This is a genomic window from Amycolatopsis sp. TRM77291, from assembly GCF_054166285.1.
The window spans coordinates 4147402-4169962 of sequence record NZ_JBSZHF010000001.1 but is presented as its reverse complement, the minus strand read 5'-3'; the positions used below and the strand labels follow the sequence as shown (position 1 = coordinate 4169962).

The 22561-nt window shown below is 70.6% G+C and carries 24 protein-coding genes; 12 read left to right on the top strand and 12 right to left on the bottom strand.

What is annotated here, in order from left to right; all coding sequences use genetic code 11:
* Nucleotides 1-6: 6 nt before the first annotated feature.
* From ACXIZN_RS19110 to ACXIZN_RS19085, 6 genes are all read right to left on the bottom strand, one after another.
* On the bottom strand, nt 7-372 hold the full coding sequence (locus ACXIZN_RS19110; RefSeq protein WP_457955995.1) for an Asp23/Gls24 family envelope stress response protein: 366 nt from the start codon (nt 370-372) through the stop codon (nt 7-9).
* Nucleotides 369-545 carry a hypothetical protein gene (locus tag ACXIZN_RS19105; RefSeq protein WP_005157087.1) on the bottom strand — a complete coding sequence of 59 codons (177 nt, stop codon included), beginning with the start codon at nt 543-545 and terminating at the stop codon, nt 369-371. Before ACXIZN_RS19105 ends, ACXIZN_RS19110 begins: the two co-directional genes overlap by 4 nt.
* The gene (locus ACXIZN_RS19100) at nt 545-994 is read right to left on the bottom strand and encodes an Asp23/Gls24 family envelope stress response protein (protein ID WP_457955994.1); all 450 of its coding nucleotides are present in this window, start codon (nt 992-994) and stop codon (nt 545-547) included. Before ACXIZN_RS19100 ends, ACXIZN_RS19105 begins: the two co-directional genes overlap by 1 nt.
* Nucleotides 995-1427: 433 nt before the next feature.
* A complete protein-coding gene (locus ACXIZN_RS19095) occupies nt 1428-1853 on the bottom strand; it encodes a hypothetical protein (protein ID WP_457955993.1) in 426 nt (141 codons plus the stop codon).
* The gene (locus ACXIZN_RS19090; RefSeq protein ID WP_457955992.1) at nt 1853-2410 is read right to left on the bottom strand and encodes an RNA polymerase sigma factor; all 558 of its coding nucleotides are present in this window, start codon (nt 2408-2410) and stop codon (nt 1853-1855) included. Before ACXIZN_RS19090 ends, ACXIZN_RS19095 begins: the two co-directional genes overlap by 1 nt.
* Nucleotides 2407-3153, bottom strand: a complete 747-nt coding sequence (locus tag ACXIZN_RS19085) for a pyrimidine reductase family protein (RefSeq protein ID WP_457955991.1) — start codon at nt 3151-3153, stop codon at nt 2407-2409. Before ACXIZN_RS19085 ends, ACXIZN_RS19090 begins: the two co-directional genes overlap by 4 nt.
* Before the next feature lie 98 nt (nt 3154-3251).
* On the opposite strand from ACXIZN_RS19085, the gene zapE reads away from it, so the two are divergent.
* Nucleotides 3252-4286, top strand: coding sequence for a cell division protein ZapE (gene zapE / locus ACXIZN_RS19080; RefSeq protein WP_457955990.1), 1035 nt, complete (start codon nt 3252-3254; stop codon nt 4284-4286).
* On the opposite strand, the gene ACXIZN_RS19075 is transcribed toward zapE, so the two are convergent.
* Entirely contained in the window at nt 4240-4848 is a 609-nt protein-coding gene (locus ACXIZN_RS19075; protein ID WP_457955989.1) for a phosphatase PAP2 family protein, read from the bottom strand. The two genes, zapE and ACXIZN_RS19075, sit on opposite strands and share 47 nt — an antisense overlap.
* 70 nt (nt 4849-4918) lie before the next feature.
* Here ACXIZN_RS19075 and ACXIZN_RS19070 point away from each other — a divergent pair, with 70 nt between their 5' ends.
* The gene (locus ACXIZN_RS19070; RefSeq protein ID WP_457955988.1) at nt 4919-5794 is read left to right on the top strand and encodes an FAD-dependent oxidoreductase; all 876 of its coding nucleotides are present in this window, start codon (nt 4919-4921) and stop codon (nt 5792-5794) included.
* A gap of 129 nt (nt 5795-5923) precedes the next feature.
* Here the strand turns inward: ACXIZN_RS19070 and ACXIZN_RS19065 are convergent, their stop codons facing one another.
* The gene (locus ACXIZN_RS19065) at nt 5924-7285 is read right to left on the bottom strand and encodes a DUF2252 domain-containing protein (protein ID WP_457955987.1); all 1362 of its coding nucleotides are present in this window, start codon (nt 7283-7285) and stop codon (nt 5924-5926) included.
* A gap of 31 nt (nt 7286-7316) precedes the next feature.
* Entirely contained in the window at nt 7317-8519 is a 1203-nt protein-coding gene (gene rocD / locus ACXIZN_RS19060; protein WP_457955986.1) for an ornithine--oxo-acid transaminase, read from the bottom strand.
* Between the two features lie 156 nt (nt 8520-8675).
* On the opposite strand from rocD, the gene ACXIZN_RS19055 reads away from it, so the two are divergent.
* From ACXIZN_RS19055 to ACXIZN_RS19045, 3 genes are read left to right on the top strand one after another with little or no spacing between them, the layout of a single operon-like run.
* Nucleotides 8676-9530 carry a PPK2 family polyphosphate kinase gene (locus tag ACXIZN_RS19055; protein ID WP_457955985.1) on the top strand — a complete coding sequence of 285 codons (855 nt, stop codon included), beginning with the start codon at nt 8676-8678 and terminating at the stop codon, nt 9528-9530.
* Nucleotides 9531-9550: 20 nt separating this feature from the next.
* Nucleotides 9551-11665: a prolyl oligopeptidase family serine peptidase gene (locus ACXIZN_RS19050; protein WP_457955984.1), complete on the top strand. Its 2115-nt coding sequence runs from the start codon at nt 9551-9553 to the stop codon at nt 11663-11665.
* Nucleotides 11662-12612: an LLM class F420-dependent oxidoreductase gene (locus tag ACXIZN_RS19045; protein ID WP_457955983.1), complete on the top strand. Its 951-nt coding sequence runs from the start codon at nt 11662-11664 to the stop codon at nt 12610-12612. The genes ACXIZN_RS19050 and ACXIZN_RS19045 overlap by 4 nt, the downstream gene beginning before the upstream one ends.
* Nucleotides 12613-12663: 51 nt before the next feature.
* Here the strand turns inward: ACXIZN_RS19045 and ACXIZN_RS19040 are convergent, their stop codons facing one another.
* Entirely contained in the window at nt 12664-13740 is a 1077-nt protein-coding gene (locus ACXIZN_RS19040; RefSeq protein WP_457955982.1) for an NAD(P)/FAD-dependent oxidoreductase, read from the bottom strand.
* An 86-nt stretch (nt 13741-13826) separates the two neighbouring features.
* On the opposite strand from ACXIZN_RS19040, the gene ACXIZN_RS19035 reads away from it, so the two are divergent.
* Entirely contained in the window at nt 13827-14252 is a 426-nt protein-coding gene (locus ACXIZN_RS19035) for a MarR family winged helix-turn-helix transcriptional regulator (RefSeq protein ID WP_457955981.1), read from the top strand.
* A 1-nt stretch (nt 14253) separates the two neighbouring features.
* On the opposite strand, the gene crcB (ACXIZN_RS19030) is transcribed toward ACXIZN_RS19035, so the two are convergent.
* The gene (gene crcB / locus ACXIZN_RS19030) at nt 14254-14628 is read right to left on the bottom strand and encodes a fluoride efflux transporter CrcB (protein WP_257487791.1); all 375 of its coding nucleotides are present in this window, start codon (nt 14626-14628) and stop codon (nt 14254-14256) included.
* Nucleotides 14625-15035 (bottom strand): fluoride efflux transporter CrcB, encoded by a 411-nt coding sequence (gene crcB, locus ACXIZN_RS19025; protein WP_126731643.1) that lies wholly within the window; start codon nt 15033-15035, stop codon nt 14625-14627. The genes crcB (ACXIZN_RS19030) and crcB (ACXIZN_RS19025) overlap by 4 nt, the downstream gene beginning before the upstream one ends.
* Before the next feature lie 172 nt (nt 15036-15207).
* Between crcB (ACXIZN_RS19025) and ACXIZN_RS19020 the strand changes: the two genes are divergently transcribed.
* From ACXIZN_RS19020 to aspS, 6 genes are all read left to right on the top strand, one after another.
* On the top strand, nt 15208-15339 hold the full coding sequence (locus ACXIZN_RS19020) for a hypothetical protein (RefSeq protein WP_255431246.1): 132 nt from the start codon (nt 15208-15210) through the stop codon (nt 15337-15339).
* Complete coding sequence (locus tag ACXIZN_RS19015; RefSeq protein ID WP_457955980.1) at nt 15340-16521, top strand: cupin domain-containing protein; 1182 nt, start codon at nt 15340-15342, stop codon at nt 16519-16521.
* A gap of 85 nt (nt 16522-16606) precedes the next feature.
* Nucleotides 16607-17554, top strand: coding sequence for a sucrase ferredoxin (locus tag ACXIZN_RS19010; protein WP_457955979.1), 948 nt, complete (start codon nt 16607-16609; stop codon nt 17552-17554).
* 131 nt (nt 17555-17685) lie between these two features.
* The gene (locus tag ACXIZN_RS19005) at nt 17686-19593 is read left to right on the top strand and encodes an intein-containing Rv2578c family radical SAM protein (RefSeq protein WP_457955977.1); all 1908 of its coding nucleotides are present in this window, start codon (nt 17686-17688) and stop codon (nt 19591-19593) included.
* Between the two features lie 296 nt (nt 19594-19889).
* Nucleotides 19890-20465, top strand: coding sequence for an organomercurial lyase (gene merB / locus ACXIZN_RS19000; RefSeq protein WP_457955976.1), 576 nt, complete (start codon nt 19890-19892; stop codon nt 20463-20465).
* Between the two features lie 282 nt (nt 20466-20747).
* Entirely contained in the window at nt 20748-22520 is a 1773-nt protein-coding gene (aspS, locus tag ACXIZN_RS18995; protein WP_457955974.1) for an aspartate--tRNA ligase, read from the top strand.
* The last annotated feature ends 41 nt before the right edge of the window (nt 22521-22561 follow it).

Here is a 22561-nt window from a genome sequence, read left to right as displayed (position 1 = left end):
CTCCTTCTAGCGGACGCGGGGCGCGATGTCGGGCAGGAGCGCGGAGACCTTCACCGAGATGTCCCGGACCTGGTACGACGTGATCCGTTCGACCTCCTCGGTGACCCTGGCGCGCAGGTCGCCGACGATCCGCCGCACCGGCGCCGGATAGTGCAGCGCCACGTCGAGCACGAGGTCGACGTCGTTGCCCTCGCCGCCGACCTTCGCGCTCGTGCCGTGCGTCCCGAGCCCGAGCCCGGCGATCCGCCGCTCGGCGCGTGTGGTCCCGTCGACCTGGTCCGCCGCGTGCTGCGCGATCTTGCGGACCACGGACGGCGAGATGGTGAGGGTGCCGCGATCGGCGGCGTCGGCGGGACCGGGCGGGACGGTCATTTGTCGCGGCCCCGGCCGAACAGGTCGCCGAGGTCGAGTTCGCCGTCGAGCACGCGGCCGAGGACGAGGCCGATGACGCCGACGGCCAGCGTCACCAGGAACGCGGTGAAGCCCTGGGTCGCGGCGAGGCCGAGGATGAGGCCGGCGAGCAGGCCGGTCTGGGTCCCGTTCATCACTCGACCCGCGAGGATTCGGTCTCGCCGCCGTTCTCGTCGGGCAGGTGGATGTCGTTGACCGCGATGTTGACCTCGATCACCTCGAGGCCGGTGATCTGCTCGACCTGGCCGATCACGTTGCGGCGCACCGCGCGGGCGACGTCGACGATGCGGGCGCCGTACTCGACGACCACGTCGAGGTCGATGGCGGCCTGCTTCTCACCGACCTCCACCGAGACGCCGGACGTGGTGACCGTGCCGGAACCGGGGATGCGCTCGCGGATCGCGCCGAAGGCCCGGGACACCCCGCCGCCCAGCGCGTGGATCCCGGTCACCTCGCGGGTGGCGAGACCGGCCACCTTCTGCACCACCACCGACGAGATCGTGGTCTTGCCGGCGGCTCCTTCCTCGTTGAGGGACGCCCCCGCCACGGGGGTGTCGGGCTTGCTCGCGCTCGGCTGCGCCATGAAGTTCGCTCCTTCTCGGCCGGTGCCGCGCGACCTGCGCGCGCGACGCTCCCTACGCTCTCACCGACCAGGACACGCGCGCATGCCGAGCCGTCACGCGATGTCCCCCGGATGGGGTAATCAGTTCCGGGATTCGGTCCGGGAGGTCGGGCGAGGCCGCGTCCCGGCGGACGTGATCGGCGTTCTCCGTCGAGGCGGGATCCAGTGGCGCCAACGTCGCGAAAGCCACTTTCGGGACGTCAGATGTCCCGAAAGTGGCNCGGGTCAGCGCGGCCCTGACCGGGCAGCTCGGCTCCGCCCCGCCCGCGATCAACATCCACGTCGTCGACGTCCATCCGGACTGATCGGCGGCAAGGTGTCGTGTCGCGAAAGCCACTTTCGGGACGTCAGATGTCCCGAAAGTGGCTTTCGCGACACGACACCTTGCCGCCGATCAGTCCGGATGGACGTCGACGACGTGGATGTTGATCGCGGGCGGGGCGGAGCCGAGCTGCCCGGTCAGGGCCGCGCTGACCCGGTGGCGCAACAGGTCCGCGACGGCCGCTTCGACGCCGAACCGGATCGTCACCAGCACCTGGAGCACGTCCTCTTCGAGCGCGACGGCGGCGACGTGCACTCCGCCGAGCTCGCGGCCGATCTCGGCGGCGAGGCTCCTGGTCATCAGGACCAGCGCCCGTTCCGACACCTGGGTCTTGCCGCCCGAGGAGGGCAGGTCGAGCGGTGCGGTGGTATGCCCGCCGCGGACGCCGCCGACCGAGCGGAGCACCCGCTCGACCAGTCCCGGCGGCGTCGGCACCGGACGGCTCGCGGCGGCGCGCACCTGCTGCCACCGGGGGTCGTCGCGCGGATCCTCGCTCATCACCGTTCCCCGGGTCGGAAGTTGTCGCCGAGCTTCGCCAGCAGCGCCACCCTCGCGCGGTGCAGGCGGGCACGCAGAGCGGGCACGCTGACTTCGAGCACCTCGGCCACCTCGTCGTAGGTCAACCCTTCGAATTCTCGCAGAATCAGCGGGATCCGCTGGCCGACGTCCAGTTCGGCGATCGCGCGCAGCACCGTGCCGACCCGCTCGGCGCTCTCGACATGACCCTCCGGACCAGGCACGACACCCGCGTCGCCCTCGTCGAGGGGCACGGTCGGTTTCCGGCGCCGGACCACGCCGAGCGCGCCGTTCGTCGTCACCCGGTAGAGCCAGGTCGACACCGCCGCTTCGAACCGGAAGGCGGGCAGCGCGCGCCACGCGGAGAGCCAGGCCTCCTGGACGACGTCCTCGGCCTCGGACGAGCTGCCGGTGATCCGCAGGGCGACCCGGTACATCCGGGCCGTATGCCGCCGGACCAGGGTGTCGAAGGCACCGTGGTCCCCGGCGGCGGCCCTGGCCACCAGTTCCTCGTCCGGAACCGGGGCCGCCTCGCTCACCCGCCCTCCCGGCGGCGGTAGCGCAGCATGGTGAAGCCGTCTTCGACGAGCACGGACGCGAGCTCCATCCGCCGCGGTTGCGGGGCAGGGTGGCCGCGGGCGATCCGGCTCTCGCCCGCTCCCGCCAGCAGCGGGGCGACGGTGAGGCACAGCTGGTCGACGAGGTCGGCGGCGATCAGGTCGGCGAAGAGCGCCGGCCCGCCTTCGCAGTCGACCCGGCGCAGCCCGCGCTCGTCCAGCAGCGCGAGCGCCCGGTGGAGGTCGACGTCGTCGGTCCCCGCGACGAGCACCTCGGCACCCGCGCGCTCCAACTCGGCGCGCGGCGCCTTCCCGGTGGTGATGACGATCGGCGGGACCTTGGTGTCGGTGAACAACGGGCCCTCGGGATCGAGTTCACCGGAACGGGTCACCACCGCGATCGGCGGGACCTCGGAAAGTCCGAGCGCGGCCCGACGGGCGGCGCGTCCGGGAGAGACGCGCGCGCCGCGGTAGCCCTCGGCGCGCGCCGTGCCCGCGCCGACCAGGACCACGTCGGACAGCAGCCGTCCCATCAGGAAGATCCGCTTGTCGGCGGGGTGGGAAAGCCCCTCGGACAGCTCGTCGACCGCCGCCGCGCCGTCGGCGGAGCTGACGAAGTTGACCTGGACCCAGGGACGGTCCAGGTCGTCCGGGTATCCATAGAGCCGTTCGAGGTCGGCATCGGAGACGGCATCGCCCGGTGTCGTTGGCCACAAAAGCTGCACACCGACATCCCAGCACGCGCCCGACGACACCGCTGAGCGGGGGATACGCCCGGTCAGGGAGGGTGAACCCGTCACGCCCGTGCCGTTACGCTCGGCGAATGCCCGCCCGCCTGATCGATCGCCGTCCGGAGCTGTCCGCCGACGAGCTGATCACCGCGCTCGTCCCGCCGCCGAGGTTCGACGCGGTCCGGTTCTCCACGTACGTGCCCAACCCGGACGAGCCGAGCCAGGCCGAGGCCGTCGTCACCTGTGGCGCGTTCGCGAAACGCGTGGCGGAGGCGTCGAACCGGAAGCCGAAGTCGAAGCTGCGCGCCCTCTTCGGCGGCGGGGACGACGCGCCGTCCGGGCCGATGGGGCTCTACCTCGACGGCGGTTTCGGCGTCGGCAAGACCCACCTGCTCGCCTCGACCTGGCACGAGACGCCGTCGCCCAAGGCGTACGGGACGTTCGTGGAGCTGACCCACCTCGTCGGCGCGCTGGGGTTCGCCGAGGCGGTGCGGCGGCTGTCCGAGCACCGGTTCCTGGCGATCGACGAGTTCGAGCTCGACGACCCTGGCGACACCATGCTCGTCACGCGGCTGCTGCAGGAGCTGATCTCGGCGGGAGTGTTCGTGGCGGCGACGTCCAACACGCTGCCGGACAAACTCGGCGAGGGCCGGTTCGCCGCGGCGGACTTCCTGCGCGAGATCCAGTCGCTGTCCGCCCGGTTCGGCGTCTGCCGCGTCGACGGCCCGGACTACCGCCACCGCGGCCTGCCGGACGCCCCGCCGCCCGCGAGCCCCGAGGCGCTGGAAGCCTCCGCCGCCGCGCATCCGGAGTCCACTGTGGACGATTTCGACGCGTTGTGCGAACACCTGGGCGGCCTGCACCCTTCGCGCTACGGAAGGCTTCTCGACGGCGTGACGCGGGTGCACCTGCGCGACATCCACCCGGTGCCGGACCAGAACGTCGGACTGCGGCTGGTCGCCTTCGCCGACCGGCTCTACGACCGCGCGATCCCGCTGGTGGTCTCGGGCGAGCCGGTGCCGGAGCTGTTCACCGAGGAGATGGTGAACGGCGGCTACCGCAAGAAGTACCTGCGCGCCGTCAGCCGTCTGACGGCACTGGCGCGCGACGCCGTGCAGCCCAGCTGAGCAGCACCCACGTCGCGCACACGGTCGCGACGGCGAACAGCGCGCCGCCCACGACGTCGGTCAGGTAGTGGTAGCCGAGGCCGAGCATGCCGATCGTGACCCCGCAGAGCGCCACGGCGCCCACCGTCGCGATGACCGCCTTCGCGACGCCGGGGCGGGCGAGCAGGACGAGCACCGTCAGCACCGCGACCAGCGCGACGGTGTGCCCGCTCGGATAGGCGAGGTACGTGTACTTCCAGCGGTCGAAGAGCGGTTTGAGCACCCAGGTGTTCGCGAGGATCGCGATGAGCGGGCCGGCGATCGTCAGCACCGCTTCGAGCCTGCGCCGTCCGATCAGGCAGAGGACGGCGGCGAGGACCGCGACCGGGATCAGGACGTAGGCCTCGGTCGGCAGCACCAGGAGCCGCAGGAGGGCGGTGTCGGGGCCGAACGACCGCTCCACCCACCTGACGGCGAGCTCGTCGGGGACGGACGGGCCTTCGCCGGAGACCAGCAGGCCGAGAACCACCATGATCACGGCGCAGGTCACCGCGACCGGCCCGTACGGCCCTCTTCCGCTCATCCGGCGAGATTACGTGACAGGTGATCAGTCACCATGCAAGGACGGCTCGCGAGGACGAAGGGGGCTTTCGATGCGGATCAGTGTGGTCGGTGGCGGCGTGATCGGGCTCAGCTGCGCGCACCGGCTGGCCGTGGCCGGGCACGACGTCACGGTCGTCACCGATGCCCGGCCGGAGGAGACGACGTCGGCGGTCGCCGGTGGCGTGCTCTTCCCGCCGCTGGCGGCGAACTCCGACCGCGTCGACCGCTGGACCGCGACGAGCGTCGAGGAGTACCGCGCCCTGGGCGCGCCCGGGGTCCGCATGGTCCGGGGCACGTACCTCGTCCCGCGCGAGGCGCCGCTGCCTTCGTGGGCGTTGTCGATGCCCGGCCTGGACCACGAACCCGGACGGCTCACCTTCACGACCGCACTGGTCGACACCCCGGTGTACCTCGCCTGGCTCGCCGGACAGGTCGCCGCGCTGGGCGCGCGCACCGAGTACCGCACCGTCTCGCGGCTGGACGACCTCGACGCGGACCTCGTCGTGAACGCCGCCGGGCTCGGCGGCGGGCGGCTCGCGGGGGACGGCACCGTGGTGCCGGTCGGCGGCCAGGTCGTCCATCTCGCCGACCCGGGACTGACCGAATGGATCGTCGACGGGGCCACGCCGGTGCTGCGGCACGTGATCCCGCACGGAAGGCACGTCGTCTGCGGCGGCACGCAGGAGCCGGGGCGCGGCTCCGTCGAACCGGATCCCGGGGTGACCGCCGACATCGTGCGGCGGTGCCGGGAACTCGTGCCCGCGCTGGCCGACGCGCCCGTGCTGGGCGCGAAGGTGGGGCTGCGGCCGTTCCGGCCCGAGGTGCGGCTGGACCGGGACGGCCGGGTCGTGCACTGCTACGGGCACGGGGGCGCGGGGATCACGGTGGCGTGGGGATGCGCGGACGACGTCCTGGCCCTGGTGTGAGCCGCCGTCCACCCGCGCCCGCACGGGCCGGTGTCCCGAAGGTGCCCTTCGGGACGATCAACGTCTCAAAGGGCACCTTCAGGACATGCCGACGCACCGGCCCGCATTTAGAGGACGAAATGCGGGAGGTCAGAGGGCGGCGAAGGCGGCGAAGTCCGCTTCGGTCTGATCCGCGTATCGCACCGCGTAGGCCCCGATGGCCTCGTCGAGGTCTTCGTCGTCCTCGAAGTAGCCGGCCAGCATCCGCGGATGCAGAGACCGCGCGTGCGCCCGCGCGAGCAACGCGCCGGCGAGCCGGCCGTAGTCGTCGAGGTGGTCCTTCTTCAGCTCCGCCGGGTCGATGTCGCCCTTGAGGTTCCGGAACTGCCGCACGATGTACGGCAGGCCGTCGATGGTCGTCCAGCCGAGCAGGATGTCCGTTTCGGCCTGCACCAGCCGCGCGCCTTCGACGATCCGCCGCCCCTCGTGCTCCGGGGCGGGCAGGCCGAGGAACGGCGCGAGCGCCGACGGGACGGCCTGTTTCACTTGCAGGACAAGATCTTCACCGGAGTTCCCGTGCAGGAGCGCGACATAGCTGCGCAGCCCGACGCTGCCGGTGCCGACCACCCGGAAGGCCACATCGGACACCCGGTACCGCGAGACCAGCGTCCGCCGCGACTCGCGTAGCGTGTCCACATAGGACACGAGTCCGGCGACGATCGCTTCGGCGGTCGCGTCGTCGACGTGAGTGAGCACCGGCGGGTCTTCGACGAAGCGATGCCGTTCGAGGCCGGTCTCGTGGTCGTCGATCCGCCGGGTCCATTTCGCGGTGACCTTGGCGCTGGTGTTCTTCCGCGCCTTCTCGGCCGCTTCCTCGAAGTCGTCGATCAGGTCGTGCGCCTTGACCTTGCTCAGCACCGACGCGTCCGGCAGCGCGTTCCACGACCGCAGGAACGGCAGCTCCGCCAGCCCCCGGATGGTGCGCCGGTACGACTTCACGGCGTCCTCGGCGGCTTCCCGGCAGCCCGCTTCCCCGATGCCGCCCTCGCGCCCGGCGAGGACGAGACTCGCCGCGAGCCGTTTGAGATCCCACTCCCACGGGCCCGGCACGGATTCGTCGAAGTCGTTGATGTCCATGACGATCTGGCCTTCGGGCGTGCCGTACAGCCCGAAGTTCGCGGCGTGCGCGTCCCCGCAGAGCTGCGCGGTCAGCCCGGACGACGGCGAACCCGCCAGGTCGGCGGCCATCAGCCCGGCGGCCCCGCGGTAGAAGGTGAACGGCGACGCGAGCATGCGCTCGCGCCGCAGGTCCACCAGTTCCGGCAGGCGGCCTTCGTTGGTGCGCGCGAAGAACTCCGCGACGCTGGGCCGGCCCTCGCCCGCCGCCGCGTGGTCGTGCGCGGAGGAGGGCGCCTCGTCCCGCAGTGCCTTACCCCTCGCGAACCAGTCCTCCGGCGACACCGACTCGGTGCCGACCAGAGGCCGCTCCACCCACTCCCGCTCGTCTCCCATGGACAGGCAACGTACAGCCCGTCCGAAAGGTTCACCGGGTCTTGACGACCTCCGTGATCGCGTCGATACCGCGGTCGAGTTCCTCGCGGCTGATCACCAGCGGCGGCGCGATCCGCAGGGTGTGGTCGTGGGTCTCCTTGCACAGGACGCCGCGTTCGGCCAGCGCGGTGGACGCCTCCCGGCCGGTCGGCCCGCCGGGCGCGATGTCGATGCCCGCCCAGAGCCCGCGCCCGCGGACCTCGGCGAGCCCGTCGCCGACCAGTTCGCCGAGCCGCGAGTGCAGGTGGGCGCCCAGTTCCCGTGAGCGCTGCTGGAACTCTCCGGTCTTCAGCAGCCCGACCACGGCCCGCCCGATCGCGCAGGCGACCGGGTTCCCGCCGAAGGTGGAGCCGTGTTCACCCGGCCGAAGGACACCGAGCACGTCCTTGCCGCCGACCACGGCCGACACCGGCATGATCCCGCCGCCCAGTGCCTTGCCCAGGGTGTAGACGTCGGCGCGGACGCCTTCGTGGTCGAGCGCGAGGACGGTGCCGGTGCGGGCGAGACCGGACTGGATCTCGTCGGCGATCAGCAGCACGTTGTGCTCGTCGCAGAGCCGCCGGGCCTCGGCGAAGTAGCCGGCGGGCGGCACGATGACGCCCGCCTCGCCCTGTACCGGCTCCAGCAGGATCGCGGCGGTGCGCTCGGTGATGGCGTCGCGCAGCGCCGCGGCGTCGCCGTACTTGACCGTGACGAAGCCCGGGGTGAACGGGCCGAAGTCCGCGCGTGCGGTCTCGTCGGTGGAGAAGGACACGATGGTCGTCGTGCGGCCGTGGAAGTTGGAGCCGGCGACGATGATCTCCGCGGTCCCGTCGGGGACGCCCTTGACCCGGTACGCCCACTTCCTGGCGATCTTCACCGCCGACTCGACGGCTTCGGCGCCGGAGTTCATCGGCAGGGTCATCTCGGTGCCGGTCAGCTCGGCGAGCTCCTTGCAGAACAGCCCGAGCTGGTCGTGGTGGAAGGCGCGCGAGGTCAGCGTCACCCGGCCGAACTGCTCGATCGCGGCGGCGATGAGCCCGGGGTGGCGGTGCCCGAAGTTCAGCGCGGAGTAGCCGGAGAGGAAGTCGAGGTAGGTCTTGCCCTCGACGTCGGTGACCGAGGCTCCTTCGGCGGTGGCGATCACCACCGGGAGCGGGTGGTAGTTGTGCGTGCTCCACTGCTCGTCGAGCGCGATGAAGTCGGCGGTCGTCATGCGTTCAGGTTAGATGCCCATCCGGCTGGTTTCATCCGGGAAACGTTGCTTTGACCCGTTGTTCATTGCGTATCGAGTCTTCCGGGTGGCGAAATCGTGCATCGGCGTACTCGATCACCGGAGGCGCGGTGCGCGGAGCGCGGTTATCGTCGCCGGATGGCGAAAAAGGACACCGACTCCGTCCGGGACACGCTGAGGATCGGCAGGGGCGGCGAGCGGCACGAGCCGGGCTCGTTCCCGATCGGACCGCACAAGAAGCCCAAGGTGCTCAAGGACCTGGCCGACGCCGGAGGCAGGCTCGCCGAGTTGCAGGAGGCCCTGTACGCGGAGGGCGTCGGCGGCGGGAACCGTAGTGTCCTGCTGGTCCTGCAGGGGATGGACACCTCCGGCAAGGGCGGCACCGTCGGCCACGTCCTCGGCCTGGTCAACCCGATGGGCGTGCGGTACGCCGGGTTCAAGAAGCCGACCGCGACGGAGCGGCGTCACCACTACCTCTGGCGGATCCGCAAACAGCTCCCGGCGCCGGGGCAGATCGGTGTCTTCGACCGCTCCCACTACGAGGACATCCTGGTCCCGCGCGTGCAGAAGCTGGTGCCCGCGACGGAATGGCGCAAGCGCTACGCCGAGATCAACGCGTTCGAGAAGGAGCTGACCGACGCCGGCACGACGATCGTGAAGGTCTTCCTCGACATCTCGCCGGAAGAGCAGCTGAAGCGTCTCAAGGCGAGGCTGGAGAATCCGGCGAAGTGGTGGAAGTACAACCCCGCGGACCTCGACGCGCGCGCCCAGTGGAACGACTACCAGAAGGCCTACGCCGACATCTTCGCCAAGACCTCGACGGTGGCCGCGCCCTGGTACGCCGTCCCGGCCGATCGGAAGTGGTACCGCAACTGGCTGGTCGCGCGGCTCCTGATCGAGACGATCGAGGGGATGGATCCGAAGTTCCCGCCCGCCGACTTCGACCCCGAGACCGAACTGAAGAAGCTCGAAGGCGTTGGCGTCTCCGCTTGATCTTCTGAAAGAGTGCGGAGGTGACCGACATCAGCCTCGAAGATCTCCCGTTCCTCCGCCGTCAGGCCCGCACCCAGCGCTTCACCCTCGGCGCGCCGAAAGAGTTCAAGGTCGCCCCGGACGGTTCCCGCATCCTGTTCCTGCGGTCCGAGTCCGGCACCGACCCCCGGCACAGCCTGTGGTCGTTCGACGTCGCGTCGGGCGAGGAGACGAAGCTGGTCGACGCCGCCGAGCTGCTGCCCGGTGAAGAGGATCTGCCGCCGGAAGAGCGTGCCCGCCGCGAGCGCAGCCGGGAGACCGGTGGCGGCGTGGTCGGCTACGCGGTCGACGACGCTTTCACCGTCGCCGCGTTCTCGCTCTCGGGCAAGCTCCACACCCTCGACCTGGCCACCGGCGAGGTGTCGGTGCTGGTCGACGGTTCGGTCGTCGACCCGCGGCCCAGCCCGGACGGTACGCACGTCGCCTACGTCCGGGATCGGCGCCTGCGGGTGATCGACCGGGCCACCGGTGATGACCGGCTGCTCGTAGAGGCAGCGGGTGACGACATCGCCTGGGGGCTCGCGGAGTTCATCGCGGCCGAGGAGATGGGCCGCACCCGCGGCTACTGGTGGGCGCCGGACGGGAAGAGCCTCCTGGTCGAGCGCTCGGACCGGGCCGCGGTGCCGCGCTGGACGATCGCCGATCCGGCGAACCCGCAGTCGGCGGCGAACGTCGTCGCGTATCCGGCGGCGGGCACCACGAACGCGGACGTGACGCTGGCCTTCCTCGGCCTCGACGGCTCCCGCGTCGACGTCGAGAAGACCGATTGGGAGTACCTCGCCGCGGTGCACTGGTCCGGCGCGGGTAAGCCGCTGCTGTCGGTGCAGTCGCGTGACCAGCGGAAACTCGAGATCCAGGCGGTCGACCCTGCGACCGGTTCGGTCGAGGTGCTGCACACCGAGACCGACGAGCACTGGGTCGAGCTCGCCGCGGGCGTCCCGGCGTGGACGGCCGACGGCCGCCTGGTCCGCGAGAGCGCCACCGACGGTGACCACCGGCTGGTCGTCGACGGGGCCGCCGTCACCCCGCCGGGGCTGCAGGTGCGGTCGATCCTGCACGTCGGCGACGAGGTGCTTTTCAGCGCGTCGGAGGCCGACCCGACCCAGATCCACGTCTTCCGCACCGAAGGCGGCGAGCTCCGTCGTCTGTCCACTGAGGACGGTGTGCACGTCGGGTCCGGGACCGCTTCGCTGACCGTGCTCTCGTCGTGGACCCTGGAGCGCAGCGGCCCGGTGGTGACCGTCGTGTCCGGCGAGAAGACCGTGGCGCGTATCGGTTCCTTCACCGTCGACCCCGACGTCGTGCCGAACGTGACCTGGCTGACGCTGGGGGAGCGGGGCCTGCGCGCCGCGCTGGTGCTGCCGACCGGGTACGAGGAGAGCGAAGGCAAGCTCCCGGTGCTGCTCGACCCGTACGGCGGCCCGCACGCCCAGCGTGTCCTGCAGACCCGCAACGCCTTCCTGACCCCGCAGTGGCTCGCGGACCAGGGATTCGCGGTGCTGGTCGCCGACGGGCGCGGGACGCCCGGCCGGGGTTCGGCCTGGGAGAAGGAGATCGCGGGCAAGCTCGCCGACGTCACCCTCGCCGACCAGGTCGACGCCCTGCACGCGGCGGCCGAGCTCCATCCGGAACTGGATCTGGAACGGGTCGCGATCCGCGGCTGGTCCTACGGCGGTTACCTGTCCGCGCTGGCCGTGCTGCGCCGCCCGGACGTCTTCCACGCCGCTGTCGCGGGCGCCCCGGTGACCGACTGGTCGCTGTACGACACGCACTACACCGAGCGTTACCTCGGGCTTCCGCGGGAGGAAACGGCTTCGTACGAGCACAACTCGCTGATCGCCGGCGCCGGTGACCTCTCACGGGCGCTGCTGATCGTGCACGGACTGGCCGACGACAACGTTTTCGTCGCCCACTCGTTGCGCCTGTCGTCGGCCTTGCTGGCCAAGGGACGCGCGCACGTGTTCCTGCCGCTGGCCGGCGCGACGCATATGACACCGCAAGCCGAAGAGGTCGCCGAGAACCTGATGCGCACGCAGGTGGACTGGATCGTGCGTGAGCTGTCCGGTGCCGCGGTCAAGAGCGAGGAGAACGCATGAAACGGTGGGGCATCACCATTCCGCTGACCGGGGTGCCGCTCGCGGCGCACGAGGAGATGGTGCGGGAGCTGCCGGATCTCGGCTACACCGACGCGTGGTCGGCCGAGACGGCGGGCCACGACGCCTTCACGCCGCTGGTGCTGGCCTCGCAGTGGGCGCCGCAGCTGCGCCTGGGCACCGCGATCGTGCCGGTGTACACGCGCGGGCCCGGGCTGCTGGCGATGAGCGCGGCGACCGTCGCGGAACTGGCGCCCGGCCGGTTCGTGCTCGGCATCGGCGCGTCGTCGCCGGTGATCGTGAAGAACTGGAACGCCGCCGAGTTCGAAGCGCCGTTCGCGCGTTCGCGGGACACCCTGCGCTTCCTGCGTTCGGCGCTGGCGGGGGAGAAGGTCACCGAGGAGTACGAGTCGTTCTCCGTCAGCAAGTTCCGGCTGGAGCGGCCCGCCGACCCGCCGCCGTCGATCATGCTCGCCGCGCTGCGGCCGGGGATGCTGCGGCTGGCGGCGAAGGAGGCCGACGGCGCCATCACCAACTGGCTCGCCGCCTCCGACGTGCCGAAGGTGCGGGCGGAAGTCGGTCCGGACACCGAACTGGCCGCGCGGATCTTCGTGTGCCCCACCGAGGACAAGGCCGCCGCCCGCGGGCTCGGCCGGATGCTCATCTCGAGCTATCTCACCGTGCCGGTGTACGCGGCGTTCCACGAATGGCTCGGCCGGGGCGACGCGCTCGCGCCGATGCACGAGGCGTGGGCCGCGGGCGACCGGCAGAAGGCGAACCAGGTCATCCCGGACGAGGTCGTCGACGACCTGATCGTCCACGGCAGCCTCGACTCCTGCCGCGAGCAGGTGCAGTCCTATGTGGACAACGGACTGACGACGCCGATCATCGCGCTGCTGCCGACGGGGAAGGACCCGTTCGCCCAGGTGCGAGGTCTCGCTCCGCGTTAGGGACTCGTGAGTGGTAAGGACGGTTCTGACCGTCCTTACCACTCACGAGCGCTACGCCTGTCCGAACAGCTCCTCGTAGCGGGACACCATCATGTGCGACCCCTTGATCTCCGCGGTGGTCGCCGCGTCCAGGATCCCGACCTCCTCGGCGTAGGTCGCGCCCCCGGAAGGCCCGAGCGGCAACGAGATCATCGGTCCGCCCGGGGTGTGCGTCCGCAGTTCGCCGCCTTCGACCAGCGCCCGGATGTTGGCCACGACGACCTCCGCGTGGTCACCGGCCACCTTCGCCAGCTTCCCCTCCGGCAACGCGGTGATGTCGCCGAGCGCGAACACGCCGGGCTGCCCCGGAAGGCGCAGCTCGGGAGTCACCTCCACCTGGCCGTTCGCCTGCCGCGCCGCGGCCAGTTCGCCGTCGAGGTACGCGGTGTGCGGCGCGCCGCCGAAGCACTGGAACCACAGGTCGGCGGTCACCTCGCCGCCGCCGGTGAGCCCCGAGGTGAACGTCTTGGCCTGCCCCGGTTCCGAGACCGGCGGCTCGGTCAGCGAAGTGCCGAGCAGCAGTTCGACGCCCAGTCCGTCGAGCTGACGGCGGATCTCCGCGCGGAAGTCCTCCGGGAAACCGGGCAGGATCTCCTTCGCCGGGTCGACGATCGTCACGGCCTTCTCCGGCCACACCGCCTTGATCTCGCCGGCCAGTTCGAGGCCCACCGGGCCCGCGCCGAGCAGCAGCACCTTCTCCGCGCCCGCGAGTTCCTCCCGGGTGGCACGGATCTTCGCCTTCGCCGAAGCGCTGTCGTGGAAATCGATCTTCGCCGGGAACGGGTACGCCGAGCCGGTCGCCAGCACGACGTAGTCCGGTGTGAGCCGTTCGCCCGACGCCAGCGTGACGCCGTCCTGGTCCACGCTCACCGCGCGGTCGCGGAGCACGCGTCCCCGTTCGAGGAGCCGGGCGTATGGGTAGAAGAGCCGATCCGTCCACTCGGGATCGACGAGCCCCCGCAAGGCGGCGACGTGGTGGACGAAGTCCTCGCGCGGTTCGACGAGCACGACGTCGGTGAACGAGTCCAGCTCCTTGGCGACGGTCGTGCCGCCGTATCCCCCGCCGATGACGGCCACGGTCGTGGTCATGAGATCCCCTAGTTCGTAATGCGGAATGTTGGTACTGCGAACTACAGTAGTTCGTACTCCGAACGATCGTCAAGTAGACTGAGCTCATGACCACGGCCGAAGACCTCGGATTCGCGACGGCGCTGGTGCGGCTCTCCCATCTGGTGCAGCGCGCTTTCATCGACGTCGGCCGGTCCCACGACCTCACGCCGCAGCAGGCTCAGCTGCTCTGCGTGCTGGCGCAGGGGGAGACGGGCGTCGGGATGACCGACCTCGGCAAGATGCTGAACCTGGAGAAGTCCAGCGTCACCGGCCTGGTGGATCGCGTGCAGCGGCGCGCGCTCGTCGAGCGTGTCGCGGATTCCGGCGATCGCCGCGCGCTGAAGATCACGCTGACCGAGGAGGGGCTCCGGCTCGCGAACGCCGCGCACGAAGGCGTCGTCGAAAAGCTGGAGGAGATGGCGGCGGACCTCCCGTCAGAGCAGCGTGAGGCGGTCGCGGCCGCGGCGTGGCGGATGGCGCCCGAAGGCTGAGTCAGTGCCAGATGGCGGCGGCGAGCAGCAACCCGGCCGCCGCGGCGCCGATTCCGGCGGCCATCGTGACGACGGCGTTCACCACCGCGCGGGCCCGCGTCTTCTCGGTGAACAGGCGCAGGGTTTCGTACCCGAACGTCGAAAACGTGGTGAGGCCGCCGCAAAATCCGACGGCCAGCAGCGAGCGGACTCCGCCGGGCTGGCCGCCGTGCAGTGCCCAGCCGGTCAGGACACCGAGGATCAACGAGCCCGCGATGTTGACCACCAGCGTGCCCCACGGGAAGGCGGTACCCCGCCACGCGCGCATCCGGAGATCGGTCAGGAAACGGACGATCGCCCCGAAACCGCCGCCTAGCGCGACGAAGACGAGCGTCATTTCTTCACCGCCCGGGTGATCTCGTGCCCGGCGTAGACGGCTACCAGCGCCGCGGCCACCGTTCCGAACGCGTACGCCAACCCGGTGAACGGGCGCCCGGCCGTCACAAGATCGAGTGTGTCCGTCGCGTAGGTCGAAAACGTCGTGTAGCCGCCCAGGATCCCGACCCCGAGAAAGGGACGCAGCAACCGGTGCGGATCTTCCGACGCGGTCAGCGACGCCATCAGGATCCCGATCAGCAGACAGCCGGAAACGTTGGTGGCGAAGGTGGAAAACGCGAACTGACCCCGGGGATGGGGGATCGCGACCGACAGTCCGTAGCGGGCGAGGCTGCCCAGCGCGCCGCCGGCGCCGACGGCCGCGAGCACGTCCCACCGCGGGCGGGGGACGGATGCCGGATCAGCCATGAATGGCAGCTTAGAACCGCTGTCCGGGTGAACCGGCGCCGCGGTGTCGAAGATCGCTCACAAGGCCGTTTTTGCCTGCTGGACAGTGAATTTTCTCGAAACGTGTCGTAGGCTTGGCGGCGCTCCAGACCGATTTTCGGTCCGTCCGCTCGTCTGAGAAAAAGGTGGCAGGATGGCACAGGAACAGTCAGGTACGCAGGCTCCCGACAGCGGTTTGCTGCTGGAGGTCGAAATGATCCCGACCGCGGTCGACCGCGGGAAGGCCAACGGCGCGGCCGCCGACAACGACGGCAACGACGGCTGAGTGCCCGAAACGCCGACACTGGCTGACCTCGTGGCTCCGCTCGGGGTCAGCCAGTTCTTCCAAGACGTCCAGGGCGAGACCTACCGCCGATTCGAAGGCCGCGCGGGCCGGTTCGCCGACCTGCTGCCGTGGCCCGCGCTGAACGCGATCCTCCGGCAGCACCGCCTGGAGTTCCCGCGCCTGCGCCTCGCGCTCGATGGCACCCCGGTGCACATGGAGAGCTACACCGATCTCGTCCCCACCCGCCGCAGTGGCACCGTCCCCCGCCTGCAGGCCGCTCCGTTCACCGAGCACCTCCGCGGCGGCGCGACGATGGTGCTCGACGCCATCCAGGAACTCAGCGACCCGATCGGCGATCTCGCCAGAAGCCTCGAACACGACCTCCGCGAGAGCGTCCAGGTCAACCTGTACGCGGGCTGGGGCGTGACGCACGGCTTCGACGTGCACTGGGACGACCACGACGCGTTCATCATCCAGGTCGCCGGCCGCAAACGCTGGCGGATGCACGGCCCGACCAGGCCCGCTCCGCTGCATCGCGACGTCGAGCAGCCCGAGCGGCCCGGTGAGCCGATCGACGACTTCATCCTCGAAGACGGCGACGTCCTCTACGTCCCGCGCGGGCACTGGCACGACGTCACCGCGGTGGGGGAGATGTCGCTGCACCTCACGCTCGGGTTCAGCCCGGCCACCGGGATCGACCTGGTGTCCTGGCTCGCCGACAAGCTCCGCGCGAGCACCGTGTTCCGGCAGGACCTCCCGCGGTTCGGGACGGACGAGGAGCGGGCGGCCCGTGCCGCGGCGCTGCGTGCCGAGCTGGAAGCAGCGCTGACCGGCGACGTCGTCGGCAGGTTCCTCGCCGAACGCGACTCGGCTGCCCCGGCGCATCCGCGGGTCGGGCTGCCCTGGGCGGCGACCCCCGGCCTGCTGCCGGACGGCGACGAGACCGAGGTCCGGTTCCTCGTCCCGAGGGCGGTGCTCGAAGAAGGTGACGGCCGGGTGACCCTGCTCGCGGACGGCAAACGGTTCGTCTTCGCGGGTGCCGCGGCTCCGCTGCTGAAGGCGCTGCTCGACGGAACGCCGCAGGCGGTCAAACGACTCGCCGAGCTGTCCGAACTCGATCGGGGGACGGTGCGGGCGTTCCTCGGCGAGCTCACGACACAGGGACTTCTCTCGATCGGCTGAAAGTCACAGGAGACGGGAAGTGTGAAGGGAGGCCGGGCGGGGTAAGCTAAGGCATGCCTAAGGTGAAGTCCGGAGCGGTCGGCCGATGACCGCTCAGCTCTCGGACACCACAGCGCCGCCCGCCGCTTTGCCGGGCTGCGCCACCGTCGCGCGTATGCTGGGCGCGAGCCCCGCCGGCACCGCCGCGGACATGCGCTGCTGGCTGCTCATCGAGCAGCCGGGCCCCTGGCCCGCGGACGCGCTGGAAAACGTCCTCGACGAGGCGTTCCCCGCCGAGCGCCGTGAGCTGCTCGAAGGCCTGAGACGGTCCCATGGGCTCCGCCCGCTGCTGATCCGTCGGCCGGGCAAACATCAGCGCGATCCCGATCGTCCCCGGTCCGTGTACGTCGGCGGCGGCGAACCGGGCAACCGCTGGCTCGAGCGGCTGGAGATCCACGATCTCGGCGACTTGGCCGGGCTGGATCTCGAAGCGGTCGCGGAAGGCACGGGCGGGCTCGGCACGCGAGTGGGCGGGCCGCTGTTCCTGGTCTGCACGCACGGCACGAAGGACATGTGCTGCGCGGTGCTCGGCCGCCCCCTGGCTTCGACGCTCAACACCAATCACCCCGGCCGGGCCTGGGAGGTGAGCCATGTCGGCGGAGACCGCTGGGCGGGCAATCTCCTGGTGGTCCCCGACGGTTTCCTGCACGGCCAGCTCAACCCGGCCGAAGCGGCGCTGGTCGCCAAGTCCGCCCTGCGCGGCCAGGTCGAGCCGGAGCAGCTTCGCGGCCGGACGTCCGCCCGGACGGCGTGGGCGCAGTTCGCGGAGATCGCCCTCCGGCGGCGGCTGGACCTGTCCGGTTTGGACGACGTGCTCGCCGTCCAGGAGGAGCCGTTGCTCGAAGCCGACGCCCGGGTCGTCACCGTGCGCGGTGGCGAGGACTTCTACGCGGTGACGGTGCGCCGCCGGTCGGCGACGCCGCGCGGGGAGAGCCGGTGCGCGGGGCTGATCCAGCCCGCCGGGTATGTGGCGGAAGAGGTCACGAAGCTCTAGCTCGCATTTAGTCCTCTTGATGCGGTACTTGCGCGCGCAACTACCGCATCCAGAGGACTGAATGCCGCGAAGATCACCCGCGTTCGAACATACGTTTGACACCCGTCTAGAACATGTGTTCGACTGGCCTGGTGCGATGGGATCGACAGCGGGCGGACGGCGGCGAGCCGGTCCTGCCCGGATTGGACGGGTTGCTGCGTTCGGTGCGCACGCCCGAGTTCGACGGCGTCACCTTCCACGAGGTGCACGCCAAATCCGTGCTGAACAAGGTGCCCGACGGTTCGGGTGTCCCGTTCGGATGGACGGTGAACCCGTATCGCGGTTGCTCTCACGCGTGCACGTACTGCCTCGAAGGCGCGACGCCGGTCCTGATGGCCGATGGCCGGACGAAGACGCTGGCGGAGCTCGCGCCCGGTGACGCGATCTACGGGACGCGCGGGCGTGGCGCGGGCCGCCGCCTGGTGCCGACGAAGGTGCTCGCGCACTGGTCGACGCTGAAGCCGGCGTACCGCCTGACCCTCGACGACGGAACGTCCATCGTGGCCAGTGGCGATCACCGGTTCCTGACCGGGCGCGGGTGGAAACACGTCACCGGTACCCGGTTCGGCGCCGCGCAACGGCCGCATCTGGTCGGCGGCACCGAACTCGTCGGCGTCGGGAAGCTCGCCCGCACCCCGGACGACACCCTCGGCTATCGCGCCGGGTATCTGTGCGGGATGCTGCGCTCCGGCGGGTTCTCGACCGAGAAGGACGCCGCGGACCGCGCGCTCCGGTACCTGCCCGATTTCGGCGCGTCGGTCGGTTTCGTGCAGGTGCCGCCCTCGCCGGATTCCCATTGGCAGCGCGGATTCCTCGCCGGCTTGTTCGATCTCGCCGGCGGCTACCGGCACGGTGCGCTGCGTGTCACGCACGACGAGCAGGATATCGTCTCGACCTTCTGCTCCGCGCTGGACAACTTCGGCTTCCGTTACGTGAGAACCGAAAACGTCAAATTCCGTCCGCTGTGGACGGTGCAGCTCCTCGGCGGGCCGTCGGAGGAGGTGCGGTTCTTCCACCTAGCCGATCCCGCCGTCGGCTGGAAACGGTCGCTCGACGGCCTCCCGATCGGCCGGACGAGGCGGAAGGTGACCTCGATCGAGCCGCTGGGCATCGAGCTGCCGTTGTTCGACATCACCACCGGCACCGGCGACTTCATCGCCGACGGCATGGTCACGCACAACTGCTTCGCCCGGAACACCCACACCTACCTGGACTTCGACGCCGGGCGCGACTTCGACACGCAGGTGATCGTGAAGGTCAACGCGCCCGAGGTGCTGGCCGCGCAACTGCGGCGGCCGAGCTGGACACGCGAGCACGTCGCGATGGGCACGAACACCGATCCCTACCAGCGCGCCGAAGGCCGGTACAAGCTGATGCCGCGCATCATCACCGCGCTGGCGGATTCGGGCACGCCGCTGTCGATCCTCACCAAGGGGACCGTGCTGGCCAGGGATCTGCCGCTGCTGGAGTCGGTGTCGAAGGACGTGCCGGCCGGGCTGGCGATCTCGCTCGCGCTGCTCGACGAAGACCTGCAGCGCCGCCTCGAGCCGGGGACGCCGAGCCCGCGCGCGAGGCTCGACCTGATCCGCAAGGCGCGGGAAGCGGGGTTGCCGTGTTCGGTGCTGGTCGCGCCGGTGCTGCCGTACCTGACCGACTCGGTGGCCGCGCTCGACGCCTTGTTCTCGCGGCTGGCCGAGGCGGGCGCCACGCGGGTCACCGTCCTCCCCCTGCATCTGCGGCCGGGCGCGCGGGAATGGTTCGCCCGCTGGCTCGGCCGGGAGCATCCGGAGCTCGTGCCGAAATACCGCGAGCTGTACTCGCGCGGCGCCTATCTGCCGAAGGCGTACCGGGAGCGGCTGGGTGCCCGCGTCGGCCCGTTGTTGCGCCGTCACGGCTTCGATGCCCGTGCGGACGACGGGGAGCGAATGCAGGTGACGATGCCCGTGCAGCGTTCGGAGGAGGTGGTGATCCCGGCGGCGGAACAACTGAAACTGCTGTGAAGCGCCTGCGGCTCTCACGTCCGCCTAGGCGGCCTCACCTGCGCTGATGGCGCGTTGCGAAAGCCACTTTCGCAACCTGGTCGGAAGCTCATGCCGGCCCGCGGCGACGGGCGACTTTCGCCGCACGCGGCCGAAAGTGCGCTCCGTTTCGAGCAATCGGGGAGAATGCCTTGCCGTTGCTCGATGTGCATTGTGAATTTTCTTACCGCACAACGCATTCGGCCGTTCGGCGCAGTGACTTGGCGGAAAACCTTTTCGTGCTTAATCTCAACGGGACGAAGGCGAGGAGGTGCCTGTTGACCACCCGTACGGATCGCACCGCCGCTGTCCGCATCGCCTGGGCCGCGACCAAGCTGACCAGAGCGGGCAGACACCCCATCGCCATCGGAAGGCTCGCCGCCACCGTCGGCATGGACCCCGCCGAAGCCCACCGGCTGATGGACCTGATGGGTTTCGTCATCCGCGACGGCCTGGTCGTGATGGACCGCGGAGCCCGCCCGGCCGACCGGGCGGGTGCCGACCGGTACCGCGTCGACCTGTTCCTCCTGGCCGTCGCCACCGGCGAACCCGTGCACGCGGACGCGGTCTGCCCGGCGACCGGGGCCCACGTCCGGGTCCATTTCACCCGGGAACGGGTCTTGAGCGTCGACCCGCCGCAGGCCGTGGTCGCCGCGTCGCGGTTGTCCGGGATCGACCTCGTCCTCGGCCAGGACTACGTCGAGGCGCTGGTGTGCACGCAGTTCTTCGCGTCGAAGGAGGCTGCCTCGGGCTGGCTGCTGGAGAACATCGACGGCCGGGTCCTGTCCGTGCCGGACTACCTGGCGCACACCCGGCGGATGGTCGCGGCGCTGGAGGCCTGGCCGACGATCTGAGTCTCTCGGGTGAACCCGCGTCCGCGATCGACGTCGGCAGGGCGCGGGCGCGATCTGGTCTTCCAGGTCGCGAAGGCGGTGTAGGCGCCCTGCCACCGCGATAGCGGGGCCTGCGGCCGGGGTGGGTTCACGCCTGTGGTCCCGTTCCCGACAAGACCTCGGCTCCGCCAACCGGCCCTGAGAACACCTGGTCGCGAGGCATCCGGGGCGATTCGTTAGCCTTCGACGTCGGCGAAAAACCGTCGAATCGCAGAATCGTGATGCCGAAGGAGAGCACCCGCAGTGCTTCGCACCCACAAAGCCGGCACCTTGCGTGCCGAGCACGCCGGTCAGACGGTCACCCTCACCGGATGGGTGGCCCGGCGGCGCGATCACGGCGGCGTCATCTTCATCGATCTGCGCGACGCCAGCGGCGTGAGCCAGGTCGTCTTCCGCGAGGGCGAGATGGCCGAGCGCGCCCACCAGCTGCGCTCCGAGTACTGCGTCCGCATCGTCGGTGAGGTCTCGACGCGGCCGGAAGGCAACGCCAACACCGAGATCCCCACCGGTGAGATCGAGGTGCTGGCCACCGAGCTCGAGGTGCTGTCCGAGGCCGCCGTGCTGCCGTTCCCGATCGACGACCGGGTCGACGTCGGCGAGGAGGTGCGGCTCAAGCACCGCTACCTCGACCTGCGCCGCAGCGGCCCCGCGGCCGCGATGCGCCTGCGCAGCGAGGTGAACCGCGCGGCCCGCGAGGTACTGCACGCGCAGGAGTTCGTCGAGGTCGAGACTCCGACCATGACCCGTTCCACCCCCGAGGGCGCCCGCGACTTCGTGGTCCCCGCCCGGCTCAAGCCCGGCTCCTGGTACGCGCTCCCGCAGTCGCCGCAGCTGTTCAAGCAGCTGCTCATGGTCGGCGGCCTGGAGCGGTACTACCAGATCGCGCGCTGCTACCGGGACGAGGACTTCCGCGCCGACCGGCAGCCGGAGTTCACCCAGCTCGACATCGAGATGAGCTTCGTCGAGCAGGACGACGTCATCGCGCTCGGCGAGGACATCGTGACGGCGCTGTGGAAGCTGATCGGCGCCGAGATCCCCCGGCCGTTCCGGCGCATCACCTACGCCGAGGCGATGGAGAAGTACGGCTCGGACAAGCCGGACCTGCGCTTCGACCTCGAACTGACCGACATGACGGCGTTCTTCGCCGACACCCCGTTCCGCGTGTTCCAGGCGCCGTACGTCGGCGCCGTCGTGATGGCGGGCGGGGCCGACCAGCCGCGCCGCACCCTCGACGCCTGGCAGGACTTCGCCAAGCAGCGCGGCCACCGCGGCCTCGCGTACATCCTCGTCAACGAGGACGGCACGCTCGGCGGGCCGGTCGCGAAGAACCTGTCGGAGAAGGAGCGCGAGACGGTCGCCGAAGCCGCCGGCGCCAAGCCCGGTGACTGCATCTTCTTCGCCGCGGGCAAGCCGGCCGACGCGCGTGCGCTTCTGGGCGCCACCCGGCTGGAGATCGGCAGCCGTCTCGGGCTGATCGACGAGAACGCCTGGTCGTTCGTCTGGGTCGTCGACTTCCCGATGTTCATCTCGGCCGAGGAGTCCGACGACGTCGCGGTCGGCGGCGGAAAGTGGAAGGCCCTGCACCACGCCTTCACCTCGCCGACCCCGGAGTGGATCGGCAAACTCGCCGACGACCCCGGCAACGCGCTGGCCTACGCCTACGACATCGTCTGCAACGGCAACGAGATCGGCGGCGGCTCGATCCGTATCCACCAGCAGGAGCTGCAGAAGCAGGTCTTCGAGCTGATGGGCCTGTCCGAGGAGGAGGCGCAGGAGAAGTTCGGCTTCCTGCTCGACGCCTTCGCCTTCGGCCCGCCGCCGCACGGCGGGATCGCGTTCGGCTGGGACCGCATCGTCATGCTGCTGGCCAAGGCCGAGTCACTGCGTGACGTCATCGCGTTCCCGAAGACCGGTGGCGGGTTCGACCCGCTGACCGCGGCTCCCGCGCCGATCACCGCGGAGCAGCGCAAGGAGGCGGGCATCGACGCCAAGCCCGCGCCGCCCGTCAAGAACTGATGCTCCACCTCAGGGCCGTGGGGGGGGCGGGCCCGGCCNGA

Bases quoted from the DNA above. Each gene is read 5' to 3' on its own strand.
- ACXIZN_RS19010 (WP_457955979.1), top strand. From the start codon at position 16,607: ATGACCGCTCAGCTCTCGGACACCACAGCGCCGCCCGCCGCTTTGCCG.
- ACXIZN_RS19055 (WP_457955985.1), top strand. From the start codon at position 8,676: ATGGCGAAAAAGGACACCGACTCCGTCCGGGACACGCTGAGGATCGGC.
- rocD (WP_457955986.1), bottom strand. From the start codon at position 8,519: ATGACGACCGCCGACTTCATCGCGCTCGACGAGCAGTGGAGCACGCAC.
- ACXIZN_RS19070 (WP_457955988.1), top strand. From the start codon at position 4,919: ATGCGGATCAGTGTGGTCGGTGGCGGCGTGATCGGGCTCAGCTGCGCG.
- zapE (WP_457955990.1), top strand. From the start codon at position 3,252: ATGCCCGCCCGCCTGATCGATCGCCGTCCGGAGCTGTCCGCCGACGAG.
- crcB (WP_257487791.1), bottom strand. From the start codon at position 14,628: ATGACGCTCGTCTTCGTCGCGCTAGGCGGCGGTTTCGGGGCGATCGTC.
- ACXIZN_RS19105 (WP_005157087.1), bottom strand. From the start codon at position 545: ATGAACGGGACCCAGACCGGCCTGCTCGCCGGCCTCATCCTCGGCCTC.
- ACXIZN_RS19095 (WP_457955993.1), bottom strand. From the start codon at position 1,853: ATGAGCGAGGATCCGCGCGACGACCCCCGGTGGCAGCAGGTGCGCGCC.
- ACXIZN_RS19020 (WP_255431246.1), top strand. From the start codon at position 15,208: ATGGCACAGGAACAGTCAGGTACGCAGGCTCCCGACAGCGGTTTGCTG.
- ACXIZN_RS19035 (WP_457955981.1), top strand. From the start codon at position 13,827: ATGACCACGGCCGAAGACCTCGGATTCGCGACGGCGCTGGTGCGGCTC.
- ACXIZN_RS19100 (WP_457955994.1), bottom strand. From the start codon at position 994: ATGGCGCAGCCGAGCGCGAGCAAGCCCGACACCCCCGTGGCGGGGGCG.
- ACXIZN_RS19110 (WP_457955995.1), bottom strand. From the start codon at position 372: ATGACCGTCCCGCCCGGTCCCGCCGACGCCGCCGATCGCGGCACCCTC.
- crcB (WP_126731643.1), bottom strand. From the start codon at position 15,035: ATGGCTGATCCGGCATCCGTCCCCCGCCCGCGGTGGGACGTGCTCGCG.
- ACXIZN_RS19040 (WP_457955982.1), bottom strand. From the start codon at position 13,740: ATGACCACGACCGTGGCCGTCATCGGCGGGGGATACGGCGGCACGACC.
- ACXIZN_RS19075 (WP_457955989.1), bottom strand. From the start codon at position 4,848: ATGAGCGGAAGAGGGCCGTACGGGCCGGTCGCGGTGACCTGCGCCGTG.
- ACXIZN_RS19045 (WP_457955983.1), top strand. From the start codon at position 11,662: ATGAAACGGTGGGGCATCACCATTCCGCTGACCGGGGTGCCGCTCGCG.
- ACXIZN_RS19065 (WP_457955987.1), bottom strand. From the start codon at position 7,285: ATGGGAGACGAGCGGGAGTGGGTGGAGCGGCCTCTGGTCGGCACCGAG.